Here is an 18,493-nt window from a genome sequence, read left to right as displayed (position 1 = left end):
CGGGCATGCTCGATGGAATCCTTGGCGACCTGGACCGGGTCACCGACGCCGTTGCCCGGCTCCGGCGCGTACACCGCCACACCGGCACGGTCCGCGACAACACTGAGCTGGTTGACCGCGTTGGGACGCTGAAGGTCACAGGCGACCAGCAGCGGCGAGTGCCCCTGGCCCTTGAGCCAGAGACCGAGCTTTCCGGCCAGGGTCGTCTTACCGGCACCCTGGAGACCCGCAAGCATGATCACCGTGGGCGCGGTCTTCGCGAACCGCAACCGCCGCGTCTCACCACCCAGAATACCCACGAGCTCGTCATTGACGATCTTGACGACCTGCTGCGCCGGATTCAGCGCCTGGGACACCTCCGCCCCACGCGCCCGCTCCTTGACATTCGCGATGAAGGCACGCACGACCGGCAGCGCGACATCCGCTTCGAGCAGGGCGATACGGATCTCACGAGCCGTGGCATCGATGTCCGCCTCGGACAAGCGGCCCTTGCCCCGAAGGTTCTTGAAAGTCGCGGCAAGGCGGTCGGAGAGAGTATCGAACACGGCGCTCGTCGGTCCTCAGGGTCGGGGGCGGGGCAGGTCGGTCGTCCCCAAGGGTATCCGGCCCCCCGGAAACGCGAAGCCCTCGCCCGCTTCTCATGGGCGGGCGAGGGTCTGTGGGCGCGGCGGCGGTACTCGGTGCGAAGGCCGGTGGGCGCGCGGCGGCGGTGCTCAGCGCCGAGGGCCGGTGGGCGCGGCGGCGGTGCTCAGCGCCGAGGGCCGGTGGGCGCGGCGGCGGTGCTCAGCCCAGCGCCTTCTCGACCTCCCGGGCCACCTCCGCCGCCCTCGCCCCGGGCAGCGGCTCCCCGTCCGGGCCTGTGACGTAGAAGGCATCCACCGCGTTCGCCCCCAGCGTCGACACATGGGCGCTGCGCACCCGTACCTCGCACTGTTCCAGCGCCCGGCCGATCCGGTGCAGCAGCCCCGGGGCGTCCTGGGCCCGTACCTCGATGACCGTCGCCAGCCGTGAGCCGGCCGCCGCGACCGTCACCCTCGGCGGCGGGGCCTTCACCCCGCGCCGCCTCGGGTAGGCCGCTTCGCGTTCGGCGAGGCGGGCGCGGATGTCGAGGGAGCCGTCCAGAGCGCGTACGAGGTCGGCGCGGAGGCGGGTGGCCTGCGGCAGGGAGCCGTACTCGGCCGCGACCCGCCAGCTGAGCAGCAGCAGGTCGGCGGATTCGCCCTCGCCGAGTTCGGCGGGGAGTTCCACGGCGCGCAGATCGGCTGCCCGCACGGTGAGCCGGTGCAGGGCGAGGACACCGGCCGCGGCGGGCAGCACGCCGGGGCGGTCGGGCAGGGCGATGAGGAGCTCGACTCCGACGGGCTCCGGTTCGCCGTTCTCGTTCGGGGTCTCGGCCTGGGTGTGCAGGGCGAGGACAGGGCCGCCGGTCCGCAGGGCCTCGATGGCGAGGCGTTCCTGTTCGGCGCTGGGCGCGGCGGGTTCCGGTTCTCCCGGGACCTGCCCGTCGAACACGGCGGCGACCCGTCCGACGAGGTCGGAGACGAGGGAGGCGCGCCAGGTGGACCACGCGGCGGGCCCGGTGGCGAGTGCGTCGGCCTCGGTGAGGGCGTGCAGCAGCTCCAGCGTGGAGGTGGTGGAGACGGCGGCGGCGACGGAGCGGACGGTCGCCGGGTCGTCGAGGTCGCGGCGGGTGGCGGTCTCGACGAGCAGCAGGTGGTGGCGTACGAGGGTGGCGATGACGCCCACGTCGTGCTGGTCGAAGCCGATCCGGGCGGCTGTGTCGCGGGCGATGACCTCACCGGCGACGGAGTGGTCGCCGGGCCAGCCCTTGCCGATGTCGTGCAGGAGCGCGGCGACGAGGAGGAGGTCGGGGCGGCCGACGCGACGGGTGAGGGAGGAGGCGTGCACGGCCGTTTCGACGAGGTGGCGGTCGACGGTCCAGGTGTGGACGGGGTTGCGCTGGGGGCGGCAGTGGACGCGTTCCCAGTCGGGGAGCAGCCGGGTGATCAGCCCTTCGGCTTCGAGGGCCTCCCAGACGGGGACGGTCGCCTCGCCCGCGCCGAGGAGGGTGACGAGTTCCTCACGGGCCTCGGCGGGCCAGGGCACCGGCAGCGGGCGGGCGGTCGCGGCGAGGTGGCGTACGACGTGGCGGGAGAGCGGGAGTTCGGACTGGGCCGCCGCGGCGGCGGCGCGCAGGACGAGGACGGGGTCGCGTTCGGGGCGGGCGGTACGGGCGAGGACGACTTCGCCCTCGGCCTCGACGACACCCTCGGCGAGCGGGGTGCGTTCCGGGGTCGCTGCCCTGCCGCCGCCCAGCATGGCGCGCAGCCGGGGGCGCACGGACCGGGCGCGGAGCACACGGTTGACTTCGCGCCAGGTGACGTCGGTGGCGTACGAGACGGTGCGGGCGGCCTCGTACACCTGGCGGAGCAGGGCGTCCGCGTCGAGGAGGCCGAGGGCGGCGGCGACCTGGTCCTGGTCCTGGAGGCCGAGGCGGTCGGTGGCGCGGCCGGTGGTGAGGTGGAGGGCGTCGCGGGCGTCGAGGAGGGTGCGGCGGGCTTCGGCGAGGCCCTCGCGGGGGGCGTCGGCGACCCAGGAGGCGGCGACCGCGCGCAGGGCGGTGGCGTCGCGCAGCCCGCCGCGGGCCTCCTTGAGGTCGGGTTCGAGGAGGAACTGGAGCTCGCCCTGCCGGTCGGCGCGTTCGCGGCAGAGTTCGTGGAGGGCGGGGAGGCGTTTGGGGGCCTGGTTGCGCCAGTCGGCGAGGACCGCGGTGCGCAGGGCGGCGACGAGGCCGAGGTCCCCGGCGACGGGGCGGGCGTCGAGCAGCCCGAGGTGGACCTTGAGGTCCTCGACGGCCGTTCTGCGGGCTTCGGCGGCGGTGCGCACGGAGTGGTCGAGGGCGAGACCGAGGTCCCAGACGGGGTACCAGATGCGATCGGCGAGGGAGGCGACGGCACCGGCGTCGATGCTGCCGTCGTGCAGGAGCAGGAGGTCGAGGTCGCTGCGCGGGGAGAGCTCGCCCCGTCCGTAGCCGCCGACGGCGACGAGCGCGGCGCCGCGGACGCCGGTCTGTTCGGTGGCGGTGGTGAACAGCGCGGTGAGCCAGTCGTCGGTGAGCGCTGCGAGGGCCGCGCGGCGCGGCGGCCCGGACCGCGCCTTCTCCTGGAGGAGGCGCAGCCGGGCCGCCGCGTAGCCGCTGGGTTCCGAGTCGTCGGATTCGGTGGTCACTTCGGTGCTCGTCACCCGGCTGCCTTTCGTTTCGGGACCGTCGGTCCTCGGCCGGTGGTCCGCGGGAGCGTCGGCCTTCGGCCGGTGGTCCTCGCGGCCGTCGGTCTTCCGTCGGCGGTCTTCGGGACCGTCGGTCAGAGGGCGTCCGGGCCGCGTTCGCCCGTCCGCACGCGAACCGCGGTGTCGACCGGCACGCTCCAGACCTTGCCGTCACCGATCTTGCCGGTTCGGGCGGCCTTCACGAGTACGTCGATGAGCTGTTCGGAGTCCTCGTCCTCGACGAGGACCTCGATGCGGATCTTGGGGACGAGGTCGACGGTGTATTCGGCACCCCGGTAGACCTCGGTGTGACCGCGCTGGCGCCCGTACCCGCTGGCTTCCGTGACCGTGAGGCCCTGGATGCCGAAGGCCTGGAGGGCTTCCTTGATCTCGTCGAGCCGGTGAGGCTTCACGACTGCGGTGATGAGCTTCATGCGTCCACCTTCTTCGTCTGCGATGCTGCCGTCGCGGAGGCCGTGGTACGCGGGGCCGTGCCGCCGCCCGCTCCGCTGAAGTCGTAGGCGGTCTCCGCGTGTTCGACCTGGTCGATGCCGGAGATCTCGTCGTCCTCGGCGACCCGCATCCCGATCGTCCGGTCGAGGAGGAGGGCGAGGAGCGCGGAGACGACGAGAGAGTACGCGAGGACCGCGAAGACTCCGACGGCCTGCTTGCCGAGCTGGTCGAGGCCACCACCGTAGAAGAGGCCCTTGGCGTCGGACTGGACGCCGCCGGTGGCGAACAGGCCGACGAGGAGGGACCCGGCGACACCGCCGACGAGGTGGACGCCGACGACGTCCAGGGAGTCGTCGTAGCCGAACCTGTACTTCAGGCCGACGGCCAGGGCGCAGAGGACACCGGCGACGGCGCCGACCCCGATGGCGCCGAGCGGGCTGACCGCGCCGCCGGACGGTGTGATGGCGACGAGGCCCGCGACCGCGCCGGAGGCCGCGCCGAGGGTGGTGAAGGAGCCGTGCCGGAGCTTCTCGTAACCGAGCCAGGCGAGCATCGCGGCGGCGGTGGCGACCTGGGTGTTGACGAACATGACCGCGCCGACGCCGTCGTCGTTACCGAGCCACGAGCCGGCGTTGAAGCCGAACCAGCCGAACCAGAGCAGTCCGGCGCCGAGCATCACGAGCGGCAGGCTGTGCGGTCGCATCGGGTCCTTCTTGAAGCCGACACGCTTGCCGATGACGAGGATCACGCCGAGCGCCGCGGCTCCCGCGTTGATGTGGACGGCCGTACCACCGGCGAAGTCGATCACGCCGAGTTCGAAGAGCCAGCCGCCCGCGCCCCAGACCCAGTGGGCCACGGGGAAGTAGACGACGGTGACCCAGAGCGTGATGAACAGGGCCCAGGAGGTGAATTTCACCCGGTCGGCGAGGGCACCGCTGATCAGAGCGGGGGTGATGACGGCGAACATCAGCTGGAAGACGGCGAAGACGTAGACGGGGATCGTGTAGCCGCCCCAGAGCTGGGTGATGCCGATTCCGCTGAGGCCGACGTAGTCCGAGCTCCAGCCGAAGACGGATCCGATGTCGGTGCCGAAGGCGAGGCTGAATCCGTAGAGCACCCACAGGATCGTGACGATCCCGAGGCTGATGAAGCTCATCATCAGCATGTTGAGGGTGCTCTTGACGCGGACCATGCCTCCGTAGAAGAAGGCCAGGGCCGGGGTCATGAGCATCACCAGGGCGGAGCAGATGAGCATGAACCCGGTGTTGGCGGCAGACAGTGTCGGGGCGTCTGCGGCAAGCGTCGTGATGCCTGGGGGCATCGGCGTCTCCTCGTCGTCGGTGCGGCCGCGTGCGGGCGGATGAGCGGCACCACGTGCGGGACCACTGGGGAAAAGGTGCGGGCCGGTTATGCGCCACGAGATTCGCCCAGCACGGTTTCCGCCGATGCCGCACGGTGTTTCGCGGCAGTGACGAAGGGGTCCGGTGTGTTACGACGCCATGAACCGGCGGTGGCGCGCCCGGGGCCGGGTCTACTCTGCGGCCGCGGCCGCATACGGTGCGCTGACGACTCTTCCGTACGGAAGCGGCAATGCGAACCGGCCACGCCGACCACCCGCTGACCTGGCGATGGGGGAGCCGAAGTCGGTCTGTTCGGGGTGATCGTCGTGGCCGGGGCCGGGGGTGCCGTTCAGACCGCTTCGGCGGTTTCGGGCAGCTGCTCGGTGAGGAGATCGGTGAGCCTGGCGACCTCGGGAATGTCCCCGAAGTCGCGGGCGGCGGTGTCGACGGTCTTGCGGAGCCGGGTGTTGACCCGCTCGGAGCGGATCTTCTTGGCGACGCGCAGCGCCTTCTCGGCCAGCACCGTGGACTGTTCGGGCTCGCGCTGGAGGAGGTGGACGGTGGCGAGGCCGATCAGGTTGAGTGCGTAGGACCGCTGGTGCTCGTCGTCCTCGCCGAAGAGCTGGACGGCTTTCGTCATCAGGGGTTCGGCGAGCGTGGCGTATGTGGGGCTGCGGCCCGCGACGTAGGCGAGGTCACGGAACGAGTGGGAGTTCTCGCCGTTGAGCTCGGCCTCCGAGAAGAAACGGATCCAGTCGGGCTCGGGCTCGCTGTCGATCCCGATGTCGTCGAAGGTGTCCTCGGCCATCCGGACGGCTCGTTTGCACTTGCTGGGCTGGCCCATGTTGGCGTACGCGCGGGCCTCCATCGCATACAGCATGGCCTGGGTGCGCGGGGTGGCGCAGTCCCGGCTGCCGTACTGCGCGAGATGGATCAGTTCGAGGGCGTCGTCGGGGCGTCCGAGGTGGATCATCTGGCGGCTCATGCTGGAAAGAACATACGAACCGAGCGGTTTGTCGCCGGCCTCTTTCGACGCGTGGAGCGCCAGAACGAAGTACTTCTGGGCGGTGGGCTGGAGGCCGACGTCGTAGCTCATCCAGCCGGCCAGCTCCGCGAGTTCGGCCGCGCAGCGGAAGAGCCGCTTGGCGGTGGCCGCCGGCTGCGGCTCCTGGAGCAGGTCGGTGACCTCGTGGAGTTGTCCGACGACGGCCTTGCGGCGCAGACCGCCGCCGCACTGCGCGTCCCACTGACGGAACATCGCGGTGGTGGACTCCAGCAGGTCGAGCTCGGGGTCGGAGAGCCGCGAGGGACGGCGGGCCGTGGCAGCCGGTTCCGGTTCCGCCTCTCCGCCGGCGGCGACGGGCACCAGCCAGCGCTGCATGGGCTCGATGAGGGCGGGGCCCGCGGCCAGGGCGAGCGAGGAGCCGAGGAAGCCGCGGCGGGCGAGCATGAGATCGCTGCGGGAGAACTCGCTCAGCAGGGCGACGGTCTGCGGCCCCGCCCAGGGCAGGTCGACGCCGGCCACGGACGGTGACTGGTGCGCGGAACGCAGTCCGAGGTCCTCGACGGCGACGACGGAGCCGAAGCGCTCCGAGAAGAGCTCGGAGAGGATGCGCGGGATCGGCTCGCGCGGCTGCTCGCCGTCGAGCCAGCGCCGCACCCGGGAGGTGTCGGTGCTGATGTGGTGGGCGCCCATCTGGCGCGCCCGGCGGTTCACCTGCCGCGCCAGCTCACCCTTCGACCAGCCGCTGCGCACGAACCACGAGCTCAATTGCCCGTTGGGGCGCTTACCGGCATTCGAATCGCCTGCGCCGCTGCCACTCACTGGAAGGCCCCCATCCCGCTGAATACTGTCGCGCGAACCATTACCAGAATGCCCTGAACCGATGCTGCCCATACGGGGGTTGCGCACGATCGAACAGGAAATCGGGTTGCCTCGGGCATACCCATGGGCGCACATACTTCCACGGTTCGCGTACCGACGGTAATCCTACGATCACCAGCCCGGCGAGGGCGATGACAGAAACGCCACCATTCGCCACCCCTTCGGATGAACACCGTCACCGTCCGGCGCGATTCACTTGACACACGGCGATCAACAGTTGGCGCAGTGATGTGCGACGGGGCGCGTGGACCATCTTGCACAACCCCGAGTGCGCCGGGCGCACCACCGATCGACGACGGCGACGGGCGTCACGGCTCTGCTCCTTGTCGTAACCACCGGTGAGTCGGACCCGTTGGAGGGGGCATGGGCTTCACGATCGGCGGCATCCGCGAGATGCGCACCGGCTCACGGCGCCGCGGCCGCGCGGCCGAGTGCACCGCAGTGGCCGAGTACACGGGACTGTGGGGCTGGGCCGTCGCGCCGGGAGCGCGAACAGCGGCCGGCCGCTGTTCGTGCGGGAAGGCGCGGTGCCCCTCCCCCGGCGCCCATCCGCTGGACTTCGCCCCCGAGGTCCCCGCGGGGGCGAAGCTCGACACGGCGGCGGACGCCTGGGCCCAGGTGCCGGGCGCCTCGATGCTGCTGCCGGTGGGCCGCACCTTCGACATCCTCGATGTCGCCGAGGCGGCCGGGCGCCGGGCCCTGGTGCGCCTGGAGCGGATGGGGCTGCCGCTCGGCCCGGTCGCGGTGACACCGGCCGGGCGGGCGCAGTTCTTCGTCGCCCCGGGGGCCGCCGCCGAGCTCCCACAACTGCTGTACCGCATGGGCTGGGACGACGCGGGCCTGGATCTGCGGGCGCTGGGGCCCGGCTGCCACATCACCGCCCCGCCGTCCGACGAGGGTGGCCTCGGCCCGGTCCGGTGGCTGCGCCCACCGGTGCTGGACACCGCGGCCGCCCCTCCTCAGGCACGTCTGCTGCTGGGCACACTGGCGTACAGCTGCCATCGCGCGCCCCTCTGCAGCTGAGGACTCGCGGCTGAGAAAGCCGAGAGAGCCGATAGAGCCGAGAAAAGAGCCCGACCGCAGTGGCATCGTGCGGTCGGGCTCTTCTGCGTACGCGTGGGGTGGTTCAGTCTCCGATCAGGGCGTCCACGAACGCCTCGGGCTCGAACGGGGCCAGATCGTCGGGGCCCTCCCCCAGGCCGATCAGCTTCACCGGTACGCCCAGTTCGCGCTGGACGGCGACGACGATGCCGCCCTTGGCGGTGCCGTCCAGCTTGGTGAGCACGATGCCGGTGATGTCGACGACCTCGGCGAACACCCGGGCCTGCACCAGGCCGTTCTGTCCGGTCGTGGCGTCGAGGACGAGCAGGATCTCGTCGAGCGGCCCGTGCTTCTCGACGACCCGCTTGACCTTGCCGAGCTCGTCCATGAGCCCGGTCTTGGTGTGCAGCCGTCCCGCGGTGTCGATGAGGACGACATCGGCGCCCTCGGCGATGCCCTCCTTCACCGCGTCGAAGGCGATCGACGCGGGGTCGCCGCCCTCGGGTCCACGCACGGTCCGGGCGCCGACACGCTCGCCCCAGGTCTGGAGCTGGTCGGCGGCGGCGGCCCGGAAGGTGTCGGCCGCGCCGAGCACGACGCTGCGGCCGTCGGCGACGAGCACGCGGGCCAGCTTGCCGGTGGTGGTGGTCTTGCCGGTTCCGTTGACGCCGACGACCATCACGACGCCGGGGGTGTCGACACCGCTCTCCGTCTTGACCGCGCGGTCGAAGTCGGTGCCGAGCAGGGTGAGGAGCTCCTCGCGCAGCAGCGTGCGAAGCCCTTCGGGGGTACGGGTGCCGAGGACGCGGACGCGTTCGCGCAGCCGCTCCACCAGCTCCTGGGTGGGCGCGACGCCGACATCGGCGGTGAGGAGGGTGTCCTCGATCTCCTCCCAGGTGTCCTCGTCGAGGTTGTCGCGGGACAGGAGCGTGAGCAGCCCCTTGCCGAGGGAGTTCTGCGAGCGGGCGAGCCGGGCGCGCAGCCGCACCAGCCGGCCGGCGGTGGGCTCGGGCACTTCGACGGCGGGGGCGGCGGGCGCCTCCGGCTCGACGGCTTCGGGCGCTTCCCCGGCGGGAGCCTCGGCCGAAGGAGCGCCGACCTCCTCGATGGTGCGGCGCGGTTCCTCGCGCGGCGTTTCGGCTTCCTCGCCGACATGGGGCTCGGCGGGAGGAGTGATGGTCGGCGTGCTCGACGGTGCCGGGGGCAGCTGCTTCTTCTTGCGGCTGCTGACCACGAGCCCGCTGATCACGCCGACCGCGACCAGGGCGATGACTACAGCAAGGATGACGAATTCCATAACCCACCCAGTATCAGTCACGGCCGCCCGCGTGGGCCGCCCCGAAGGATCGCCCCCGCATCCCTCGGGTGTTATGCACCCTTTGGAGGTAAAGGTACGATTTCGCCCGTGGAGACCCGCGGTCTGGACCCCGTCCCCGACAACGAGCGCACCGGCCGGGTCCGGACCCTCTTCCCCACCTGGGTCGGCGCGAACCTGACCGTGCTGCTGCTCACCATGGGTGCGGGGCTGATCGCCCTCGACGGACTGAACTTCTGGCAGGTACTGGCCGTCGCGATCGTCGGCCCCGTCGTCAGTTTCGGACTGGTCGGCGCGGTCTCGATCGCGGGCAGCCGGGGCGGGGCTCCCGGCATGGCGCTCTCCCGGGCCGTCTTCGGCCAGCGCGGCAACCTGCTGCCCGGCGCACTGATCTGGATCGCCCGCTGGGGCTGGGAGACGGTGAACGCGGTCACCGGCACCTACGCCGTGCTGGCCGTTCTGGAACTGCTCTTCGGTGTCGCGAGCAGCACCACCCTGATCATGGCGACCCTGCTCGCCTTCGTGGGAAGCAGCTTCCTGGTGTCGGGGCTGGGCGTACGCGCACTGCGGGTGTGCTGCACCTGGTCGACGTACCTCTTCGGGGGCTTCAGCGTCCTCGTACTGATCCACCTGATCGGCGGGACCCCCTGGCACACCGTCCTGAGCAGGCCCGCCGGGCCGACGGCACTGATGATCTCCGGGGTCGGCACCCTGGTGGGCGGCGGGATCAGCTGGGTTCCGGCGGGGCCCGACTTCGCCCGCTATCTGCCGCGCACCGCGTCCGGCCCGGCCATGGTCGGGGCGACCGTGGGCGGCGCCGGGGTCGTCTGCGTCCCGCTCGTACTGATGGGCGCCGTGATGGCGGTCGCCACGCCGGGACTGGCCGTCACGCGTGACCCCGTCTCGTTCATCGGCGCCCTGCTGCCGGGCTGGCTCTCGGTGCCTTATCTGCTGATGACCGTGGTCGGCATGGTGCTGATCAACGCGATGTCGTTGTATTCGGGCGGTTTCACCGCACAGACGCTGGGATTCGCGATTCCCCGCACGTGGGCGGTCGGGGCGAATGCCGCCATCAGCCTGTTCCTGGGCTCGCTGCTGATGATGACGGCGGCGGGCTTCATGGATTCCTTCGTCTCCTTCCTGACGCTGCTCGCGGTGACATTCTCCGCCTGGGCCGGAGTCTTCTGCGTGGATCAATTGCGGGGGCGTACGTACGATCCGGCGGCGCTCCTGGACACCACGCCGTCCAGCGCCTACTGGTACACGGGGGGCTTCGCCGTGCCGGCCGTGGCCGCGTGGGCGACGGGCCTGGTGGTGGGGCTGCTCTTCACCCGCGTGCAATGGCTCTCCGGCCCGTTCGCGGCCACCTGGGTCGGGCGCCACGGGCTGGGCTGGGCGGCCACGGTCGCGGTCTCGGCCGCGCTGTACGCGTCCCTGCCGCGGCCCGCCGGACGGGGTGGCGGCGATGGGCCCGGGGCCGACACCCCCCTACACTTCTGACGCCACGTCAGCTAATGTCCGGCCTCGCCGAGCCCGCCCGACGAAGGGGACAAGTGCCATGGCCTTCACAGTGGTCCGGTTCAATCTCGTCGATCCCGACGCCACCCCCGAGTCGCTCTCGGCCCGTTACCGCGCCGCGCTGGAGATGGCCGCCTACGCCGACGAGCACGGCGTCGACACCGTGCAGACCGAGGAGCACCACGGCGCCGCCGACTCCTGGCTGCCCTCCCCCTTCGTCTTCGCGGGCGCGGTCCTCGGCGCCACCCGCCGGATCGCGGTCACCGTCTCGGCGATCATCGGCCCGCTGCACGACCCGCTGCGGCTGGCCGAGGACATCGCGGTCCTGGATCTGCTGAGCGCGGGCCGGCTGGTCACGGTGGCGGGAATCGGCTACCGGCCCGAGGAGTACGAACGGGCGGGCGTCGAATGGGGCAGGCGCGGCAGGCTCCAGGACGAGCTCCTGGAGACGCTGCTCCAGGCGTGGACCGGGGAGCCTTTCTCGTACCGGGGCCGTACGGTCCGGGTCACGCCGCGCCCGTACACCCGGCCGCATCCGCCGCTGCTGGTGGGCGGCAGTTCGCGGGCGGCGGCGCGGCGTGCGGCCCGGTTGGGGCTGCCGTTCTTCCCGAGCGCGTATCTGCCGGAGCTGGAGGCGTATTACCACGAGCGGCGGGCGGAGTTCGGGACGGACGGCTTCTGCATGATGCCGTCCGCCGCGACGCCCCTGCTGCATGTGTCCGAGGACCCCGGCCGAACGTGGGCGGAGTACGGCGAGCACTTCCTGCACGAGGCGCGCACGTACGCCTCCTGGCAGTCCAAGGACATCCGCTCGGCCGTGCGGTCGGCGGCGGCGACAGTGGCGGAGCTGCGGGCCGAAGGGGTCTACCGGGTCGTCACGCCGAAGGAGTGCGCCCGGGCCGCCGGGGAACTGGACAGCCTGGTCCTGCATCCGCTGTGCGGCGGGCTCCCCGTCGAGGAGGGGTGGCGCAGCCTGCGGCTGTTCTGCGAGGCGGTCGCCCGCTGACCCCGGACACCGCAGCGCCCCGGCTCGCGGGCCGGGGCGCCGGGTGGCCGAGGAGCCGGGGCGGCGGGGATCAGCCCATCTCCTCCAACGCCTTGCCCTTGGTCTCCTTCACGAACTTGAGGACGAAGGGGATCGAGAGCGTGGCGAAGCACGCGTAGATGATGTACGTGCCCGACAGGTTCCAGTCGGACAGGCTCGGGAAGCTCGCGGTGATCGCCCAGTTGGCGATCCACTGCGCGGAGGCGGCGACGCCGAGCGCGGCGGCGCGGATCCTGTTCGGGAACATCTCGCCGAGGAAGACCCAGACCACGACACCCCAGGACAGGGCGAAGAAGAGCACGAACACATGGGCCGCGACGAGCGCCACGGTGCCCTGGGGGTGGGGCAGTCTGCCGTCGACCAGAGGGGCCGAGAAGGCCCACGCCTCGAAGGCCAGGGCGATGGCCATACCGGTGGAGCCGACCAGCGCGAGCGGCTTGCGGCCCACCCGGTCCACCAGCACCATCGCGATGACGGTACCGATGATGTTGATGATCGACGTGGTGAACGAGTACAGGAACGAGGCGGACGGGTCGATGCCGACGGACTGCCAGAGCGTCGCCGAGTAGTAGAACGCCACGTTGATGCCGACGAGTTGCTGAAAGACCGACAGGCCGATGCCGATCCAGACGATCGGCAGAAAACCGAAGCGGCCGCCGAGCAGGTCCTTGAACGTGGACTTGTGCTCACGGTGCATGGCCGTCTCGATCTCGGTCACCCGGGCGTCGAGGTCGATGTTCTTGCCCTCGACCTCCTCCAGGATCCGCCGGGCCCGGTCCTTCTTGCCGACCGAGATCAGGAACCGCGGCGACTCGGGGATCGCGAACGAGAGGAGCCCGTACAGAGCGGCGGGGACGACCATCACGCCGAGCATCCACTGCCATGCCTCGATGCCGCCGATCCTGCCGCGCTGGTCTCCGTCGGCGAGTTGCAGAATGCCGTAGTTGACGAGCTGGGAGATGGCGATGCCGATGACGATCGCGGCCTGCTGGAAGGAGCCGAGCCGGCCGCGGTAGGCGGGTGGCGAGACCTCGGCGATGTACGCCGGGCCGATCACGGAGGCCATGCCGATGGCGAATCCGCCGATGATGCGCCACATCGCGAGGTCCCAGAGCGCGAACGGGAGCGCGGAGCCGACGGCGCTGATGGTGAAGAGCACGGAGGCGATCTGCATGCAGCGGATGCGGCCGATGCGGTCGGCGATGCGCCCCGCCGTCGCCGCGCCGATCGCGCAGCCGATCAGCGCGATGGCGATGACCTGGGCGAGCGTTCCCGAGCCGATGTCGTACCGGCTGCGGATCGCCTCGACGGCGCCGTTGATGACGGAGCTGTCGTAGCCGAACAGGAAGCCGCCCATCGCCGCGGCCGCCGTGATGAAGATGACATGGCCGAGGTGATCCGGGTGGGCCCCTCGGGCTCCGGACGCCGGTCCCTGCGCTGTGCTGGTCAATTGAACTCCTGATGCCTGGCCGCGTCGTCAGGTGTGGGGTGAGCTCCTGTTGAGGGGGGAGAGCTCCTCCAAGTGGCGCATAAGTTCACGCCTGCCACCACTTGAAGATAAAGACGACGCCGCAGAGACTATGCGTTCAACTCCCGAAGTCAATAATGCGCTATTGGGCTATAGCGACCAAAGGACGCCAAAAGGTAAGTCGAAGTATTGAAGATTGAGTAAAGCCTCAGCGCAGCCGCTGGCTGATGACCTTGGAGACCCCGTCGCCCTGCATCGCTACGCCGTACAGCGCGTCCGCGACCTCCATCGTCCGCTTCTGGTGCGTGATCACGATCAGCTGCGAGCTCTCCTGGAGCTCCTCCATGATCCGGATCAGCCGCTGCAGATTGGTGTCGTCGAGCGCCGCCTCGACCTCGTCCATCACATAGAACGGGCTCGGACGGGCCTTGAAGATCGATACCAGCAACGCCACCGCCGTGAGCGAGCGTTCCCCGCCGGACAGCAGGGAGAGCCGCTTGACCTTCTTGCCGGGCGGCCGGGCCTCGACGTCCACACCGGTGGCGAGCATATTGTCCGGGTCGGTCAGGACGAGCCGCCCCTCGCCACCCGGGAAGAGCCGCGAGAAGACACCCTCGAACTCACGGGCGGTGTCCCGGTACGCGTCGGTGAACACCTGCTCGACCCGCTCGTCGACCTCCTTGACGACCTGCATCAGGTCGGCCCGCGTCTTCTTCAGGTCTTCGAGCTGCTCGGAGAGGAACTTGTGCCGCTCCTCCAGTGCCGAGAACTCCTCCAGCGCGAGCGGATTCACCTTTCCGAGTTGCTGATACGCCCGTTCGGCCGACTTCAGCCGCTTCTCCTGTTCGGCTCTGACGAACGGCTTCGGCTGGTTGCGCGGGTGCTCCGGATCCTCCGGCAGCTCCTCGCCCTCGGCGGCCGGTGACGGCGGTACGAGCTGGTCCGGGCCGTACTCCGCGGCCAGACCGGCCGGCTCGACGCCCAGCTCCTCCAGCGCCTTCGCCTCCAGCTGCTCTATCCGCAGCCGCTTCTCGGCACCGAGGACCTCGCCCCGGTGGACGGAATCGGTGAGCTTGTCCAGCTCGCCCTTGAGCTCGCGGCCCTGGTCGCGCTCGGCCGCCAGCTCCCGCTCCCGCTCCGTCTTCGCCGCCTCGGCCGCGACCCGCTCCTGCCCGGCCCGTACGACGGACACCTCGACATGGGCCAGCAGCTGACGGGCGCCGGAGGCCACGGCCGAGGCCACCGCCACCTCGTGCCGCAGTTGGGCGCGGCGCCGCTCGGCGCGGGCGCGGGCCTCGCGTTCGGCACGGGCGCCCCGGTCGAGGGAGTCGGCCCGGCCCGCGAGTGCCTTGACCCGCTCCTCGTGGGTACGTACCTGGAGCCGGGCCTCCATCTCGGTCTGGCGGGCGTTGGCCCCGTCGGCGGCGAGCCGGTCGCGCACGGAGGTGTCCGGTTCCTCCTCGACGGGCATCTCCTCGGCGGCGAGCAGCCGCTCGGCCAGTTCCTCGGCCTCCTCCGTCGCGCGCTCCAGCGCCTCCTGGGCACGGGCGGCGGACGCGGTCGTCCGCTCGGCCTCGCCCGCCGCACCGCGAGCCTGCCCGGCGAGCCGGCCCAATTGCTGGGCCACTGCGGACTTCTCCCGCTCGGCGGCCCGGCGCCGCTCCCCCAGCTCCTCGACCAGCCCGGCACACACGCCGCGCCGCTCCCCGGCGAGCCGCTGGGCCTCGGTCAACTCCGCACACCGCACGCCCAGTTCCTCCAGCTGGACGGCGGCCTCGTCGACCGATGCCTGCACTTCGAGGAGGCTCGGCGCACCGGCGGAACCGCCGTGCGCGAAGTGGGCCGAGAGGATGTCCCCCTCGGCGGTGACGGCGGTCAGCTCCGGGCGTACGGAGACGAGGTCCTCGGCGTCCTCCAGCGTGCCGACGACCACCATGTCCCGCACCAGCCTCCGTACGGCGCGCACCAGTTCGGCCGGCCCGTGGACGAGGCCGGCGACGGCGGGCGGACTTCCGGCGGGCACGGCGGCCACATCGCCCCCATCAACATCAGCGGCACCTGAGGCATCAGAGGCAACAAGGGCAGCTGTGGCACCCACAGCACCCACAGCACCATCGACCTCACCAGCCCCACCGGCATCGGGCACCCCGCCCAGCAGCAGCGCCGCCCGCCCCGCGTCCTGCTTGCGCAGCAGCCGGATCGCTTCCGCCGCCGTGGCCGGGTCCGCCACCGCGACCGCGTCCGCCGCCGCGCCCAGGGCCGCCGCCACCGCCACCTCGTGGCCCGGCTCCACCGTCAGGAGTTCCGCGGCCGGACCGAGCAGTCCCGAAAGGCGGTCCCGCGCGCCGAGCAGGACGCCCGTGCCGTCCTTGCGGCGCAGGCCGAGGGCCAGCGCCTCATGGCGGGCGGCGACCGCCGCCCGCTTCCGTTCGGCGCCGGTGGCGGCCTCCCGGGCCGCGGTGAGCGCCGCTTCCGCCTCCGCGAGTTCCCGCTTGGCGGCGTCGTGCCGCTCGCCCAGTTCCGCGTCGCCCGCGTCCAGGCCCTCGACCTCCGCCTTGAGCTGCTCGTACTCCTCCTGGGCGGCGACCGCCCGCTCCTGCGCCTCGTCTCGGGAAGCGGCCAGCCGGTCGATCTCGGCCTGCGCCGAACCGGCCCGGCTGCGGGCCGCGTTGACCTGCCCGTTCAGCCGGGCGAGCCCTTCGCGACGGTCCGCGATGGCGCGGGCGGCGTCCTTGAGCCTGCGCTCCTCGGCCGCCAACTCCCGTTCCAGATCGGCACGATGGGCGGCGGTGTCCTCCAACGCGTGCTCCGCCGCCTCCAGCGCGGCCGCCAGCTCCGCCTCCTGCTCGCGGATGCGGGCGGCTTCCCGTTCCATGTCCTGCGGGTCACGACCGCGCCGCTCCTCGTCGGGGACGGCGGAAGCGCTCTTCACCCGGGCATCGGCCAGCGAGATCGTGCCACGCACCCGCTCAGCCAGTTGCGACAGCTCGTACCAGGTCTGCTGAGTCCGCTGGAGCCGGGGCGCCAGCCGCCGTACCTCGTCCTCCAGCTCCGCCTCGCGCGCCAGCGCCGCCTTGAGCTCCGCCTCCGCCGCCTCCCGGCGCTGCTTGAGCGCCGCTTCGTCCGCGATCTCGCTGCGCAGCGCGGTCCGCAGCCGCACCAGGTCGTCGGCGAGCAGCCGCAGCCTGGCATCGCGCAGATCGGCCTGGATGACGGCGGCCCGGCGCGCCACGGCCGCCTGCCGGCCCAGCGGTTTCAGCTGTCGCCGCAGCTCGTCGGTCAGGTCCTGGACGCGGGCCAGATTGGCGCCCATCGCGTCCAGTTTCCGCAGGGCCTTCTCTTTCCGCTTGCGATGTTTGAGCACGCCCGCGGCTTCCTCGATGAATGCGCGCCGCCCCATCGGATCGGCGTGGAGTACCGAGTCCAGCTGGCCCTGGCCGACGATGACATGCATCTCCCGGCCGATACCGGAGTCCGAGAGCAGTTCCTGGATGTCCAGGAGCCGGCAGGTGTCGCCATTGATCTGGTATTCGCTGCCGCCGTTGCGGAACATGATCCGAGTGATCGTCACTTCGGCGTACTCGATCGGCAGTGCGCCGTCGGAATTGTCGATGGTCAGCGAAACCTCCGCCCGCCCGAGCGGCGGCCGCCCGGTGGTACCGGCGAAGATCACGTCTTCCATCTTTCCGCCGCGCAGGGATTTGGCACCCTGCTCCCCCATGACCCAGGAGAGCGCGTCCACCACATTGGACTTGCCGGACCCATTGGGACCGACGACGCACGTGATACCGGGTTCGAACCGCAGCGTCGTGGCGGAGGCGAACGATTTGAAACCACGCAGGGTCAGGGCCTTGAGATGCACGCCGCCGGACTCTACCTTTCGCTCTCGGTTTCGCTGATGAAGGTGCAGGGCACATCAGACGGTAAGGGAAGGGGTGTACGTCCGGGGCGGGTCCCGCGCAGGTCCGAGCGGAGAAGTGCGATCGGAAAGAGTGCGGGCACGGAAGAGGGACGCAAAAGAAAAAAGGGACGCCGAAGCGCCCCTTGTAAATCTTGTGCGGTGTTACGTGCCGTGTTGCTGGTGCAGCTGTGCACGACGGATCAAGGACATGTCACAACGGTGACAGATCAAGAGCAGTGATCTTCAATGATCCGGCGACGATCCGGGTGATGATCTCGGACGGCTGACGCGTACGGCCCGACCGGCCTCCAGGGCCATCGGTCAGGTCAGCGCCGGCTCCGCCTGAGGTACGTCGATGTCGATGCTGTCGAGCAGCGACTCTTGGTGCTGGGCGGCGGCGTTGAGCGCGTCGTTCTCGTCCTGAATCCGTACGAGCTCGGATTCGAGGTCCTGGACACGCTGCTGGAGCCGTCGCATCTCGGCGAGGAGTCGCGGGTCGGAACCGCCGACGTAACCGAGAAGCGCCTTTGCCATGATGGATGGTCCTCCACACTGAGTGACCGACCGATGCGGTGTGGGTCGTGAGGGAATCGCACCCGCGGTGCTCGGCAGTGCTCTGTATTCACTGCTGTTCTGCTGCCAAACAGCTCTGCCGAACAGCTGCGGTGCGCGGGGATTTCAGCGTCTCACCAAAAAGTTTGACGGTCAACACGATCACGCCCTGTAGAGGCGGGCAGCCCTGGGGCGCGCGGCCTGGCGATCATGCGGCGCGACTCTCCTGCGGGACCCTCGGGGGCGCGGAGATCATCCTTACTGCCGCAGCCTGGCACGCCAACCGAATCTTGGCAACCACCCGGCCATTCCGCAGGTCATTTCATGTGTACGCGGACGACCGCCCCGCCTCGTCACCCCGTGCCGCCCATCGAACACCGTCCGAACACAACCTCCGGGGCGGCCCGGGACCGGACCCGGATCAGCGGATCGCGAAGCCGTCGTAGCCGCCGCGCGGGGTGTCCCAGATCTCAGTGACTCCGTCAACGCGCCCGGGTGTGTCGTCCGAGCGCAGCCACTCCAGCAGACGGTGGCAATTCTCACGCCGCCCCTCGGCGACGACCTGCACCCTGCCGTCGTCGAGATTGAGGGCGAAGCCGGTGAGGCCACCGATCTCCAGAGCGTTCGCCCTGGTGAACCAGCGAAAACCTACTTGCTGCACTCGGCCGCGCACCCAGGCGGTGAGCCGTACCTCTTCGTTCATGCCCG

At 70.9% G+C, this 18,493-nt stretch carries 13 protein-coding genes; 3 read left to right on the top strand and 10 right to left on the bottom strand.

Features of this window, described 5'->3' with window-relative positions:
* The 5 genes from ACIOMQ_RS30935 to ACIOMQ_RS30915 all read right to left on the bottom strand — a co-directional run.
* Positions 1 to 545 (bottom strand): signal recognition particle receptor subunit alpha (locus ACIOMQ_RS30935; RefSeq protein ID WP_401754082.1); only part of this gene is annotated, 545 nt, incomplete at its 3' end.
* 238 nt (positions 546 to 783) lie between these two features.
* Entirely contained in the window at positions 784 to 3,243 is a 2,460-nt protein-coding gene (locus ACIOMQ_RS30930) for a [protein-PII] uridylyltransferase (protein WP_401758129.1), read from the bottom strand.
* 119 nt (positions 3,244 to 3,362) lie between these two features.
* A complete protein-coding gene (locus tag ACIOMQ_RS30925) occupies positions 3,363 to 3,701 on the bottom strand; it encodes a P-II family nitrogen regulator (RefSeq protein ID WP_362204099.1) in 339 nt (112 codons plus the stop codon).
* Positions 3,698 to 5,041, bottom strand: coding sequence for an ammonium transporter (locus ACIOMQ_RS30920; RefSeq protein WP_401269038.1), 1,344 nt, complete (start codon positions 5,039 to 5,041; stop codon positions 3,698 to 3,700). The genes ACIOMQ_RS30925 and ACIOMQ_RS30920 overlap by 4 nt, the downstream gene beginning before the upstream one ends.
* Positions 5,042 to 5,409: 368 nt before the next feature.
* The gene (locus ACIOMQ_RS30915; RefSeq protein ID WP_362204093.1) at positions 5,410 to 6,885 is read right to left on the bottom strand and encodes a hypothetical protein; all 1,476 of its coding nucleotides are present in this window, start codon (positions 6,883 to 6,885) and stop codon (positions 5,410 to 5,412) included.
* Positions 6,886 to 7,308: 423 nt separating this feature from the next.
* Here ACIOMQ_RS30915 and ACIOMQ_RS30910 point away from each other — a divergent pair, with 423 nt between their 5' ends.
* Positions 7,309 to 7,968, top strand: coding sequence for a bifunctional DNA primase/polymerase (locus ACIOMQ_RS30910; protein WP_401942218.1), 660 nt, complete (start codon positions 7,309 to 7,311; stop codon positions 7,966 to 7,968).
* A gap of 103 nt (positions 7,969 to 8,071) precedes the next feature.
* Here the strand turns inward: ACIOMQ_RS30910 and ftsY are convergent, their stop codons facing one another.
* A complete protein-coding gene (ftsY, locus tag ACIOMQ_RS30905; protein WP_401269041.1) occupies positions 8,072 to 9,283 on the bottom strand; it encodes a signal recognition particle-docking protein FtsY in 1,212 nt (403 codons plus the stop codon).
* A 108-nt stretch (positions 9,284 to 9,391) separates the two neighbouring features.
* Between ftsY and ACIOMQ_RS30900 the strand changes: the two genes are divergently transcribed.
* Entirely contained in the window at positions 9,392 to 10,801 is a 1,410-nt protein-coding gene (locus tag ACIOMQ_RS30900; protein WP_402191239.1) for a purine-cytosine permease family protein, read from the top strand.
* A 58-nt stretch (positions 10,802 to 10,859) separates the two neighbouring features.
* Complete coding sequence (locus ACIOMQ_RS30895; RefSeq protein ID WP_402191237.1) at positions 10,860 to 11,825, top strand: LLM class flavin-dependent oxidoreductase; 966 nt, start codon at positions 10,860 to 10,862, stop codon at positions 11,823 to 11,825.
* Positions 11,826 to 11,895: 70 nt separating this feature from the next.
* On the opposite strand, the gene ACIOMQ_RS30890 is transcribed toward ACIOMQ_RS30895, so the two are convergent.
* The 4 genes from ACIOMQ_RS30890 to ACIOMQ_RS30875 all read right to left on the bottom strand — a co-directional run bounded on the left by ACIOMQ_RS30890 (position 11,896) and on the right by ACIOMQ_RS30875 (position 18,488).
* Positions 11,896 to 13,314: a sugar porter family MFS transporter gene (locus ACIOMQ_RS30890; protein ID WP_362204078.1), complete on the bottom strand. Its 1,419-nt coding sequence runs from the start codon at positions 13,312 to 13,314 to the stop codon at positions 11,896 to 11,898.
* A gap of 226 nt (positions 13,315 to 13,540) precedes the next feature.
* Positions 13,541 to 17,194: a chromosome segregation protein SMC gene (gene smc, locus ACIOMQ_RS30885; protein ID WP_402191234.1), complete on the bottom strand. Its 3,654-nt coding sequence runs from the start codon at positions 17,192 to 17,194 to the stop codon at positions 13,541 to 13,543.
* 360 nt (positions 17,195 to 17,554) lie between these two features.
* Positions 17,555 to 17,767: a hypothetical protein gene (locus ACIOMQ_RS30880; RefSeq protein WP_018551753.1), complete on the bottom strand. Its 213-nt coding sequence runs from the start codon at positions 17,765 to 17,767 to the stop codon at positions 17,555 to 17,557.
* Between the two features lie 439 nt (positions 17,768 to 18,206).
* Positions 18,207 to 18,488: an acylphosphatase gene (locus ACIOMQ_RS30875; protein ID WP_362204072.1), complete on the bottom strand. Its 282-nt coding sequence runs from the start codon at positions 18,486 to 18,488 to the stop codon at positions 18,207 to 18,209.
* Between the last annotated feature and the right edge of the window lie 5 nt (positions 18,489 to 18,493).

This window comes from Streptomyces sp. NPDC087845 (genome assembly GCF_044742755.1).
In the GTDB taxonomy this organism is placed as follows: domain Bacteria; phylum Actinomycetota; class Actinomycetes; order Streptomycetales; family Streptomycetaceae; genus Streptomyces.
The sequence above is the reverse complement of the archived record's forward strand: the minus strand, read 5'-3'. Positions and strand labels throughout refer to the sequence as shown.

What these genes read in the sequence shown, in the direction of transcription:
- ACIOMQ_RS30925 (WP_362204099.1), bottom strand. Translation starts at nt 3,701, where the DNA reads ATGAAGCTCATCACCGCAGTCGTGAAGCCTCACCGGCTCGACGAGATC.
- ACIOMQ_RS30920 (WP_401269038.1), bottom strand. Translation starts at nt 5,041, where the DNA reads ATGCCCCCAGGCATCACGACGCTTGCCGCAGACGCCCCGACACTGTCT.
- ACIOMQ_RS30910 (WP_401942218.1), top strand. Translation starts at nt 7,309, where the DNA reads ATGGGCTTCACGATCGGCGGCATCCGCGAGATGCGCACCGGCTCACGG.
- ftsY (WP_401269041.1), bottom strand. Translation starts at nt 9,283, where the DNA reads ATGGAATTCGTCATCCTTGCTGTAGTCATCGCCCTGGTCGCGGTCGGC.
- ACIOMQ_RS30895 (WP_402191237.1), top strand. Translation starts at nt 10,860, where the DNA reads ATGGCCTTCACAGTGGTCCGGTTCAATCTCGTCGATCCCGACGCCACC.
- ACIOMQ_RS30880 (WP_018551753.1), bottom strand. Translation starts at nt 17,767, where the DNA reads ATGGCAAAGGCGCTTCTCGGTTACGTCGGCGGTTCCGACCCGCGACTC.
- ACIOMQ_RS30875 (WP_362204072.1), bottom strand. Translation starts at nt 18,488, where the DNA reads ATGAACGAAGAGGTACGGCTCACCGCCTGGGTGCGCGGCCGAGTGCAG.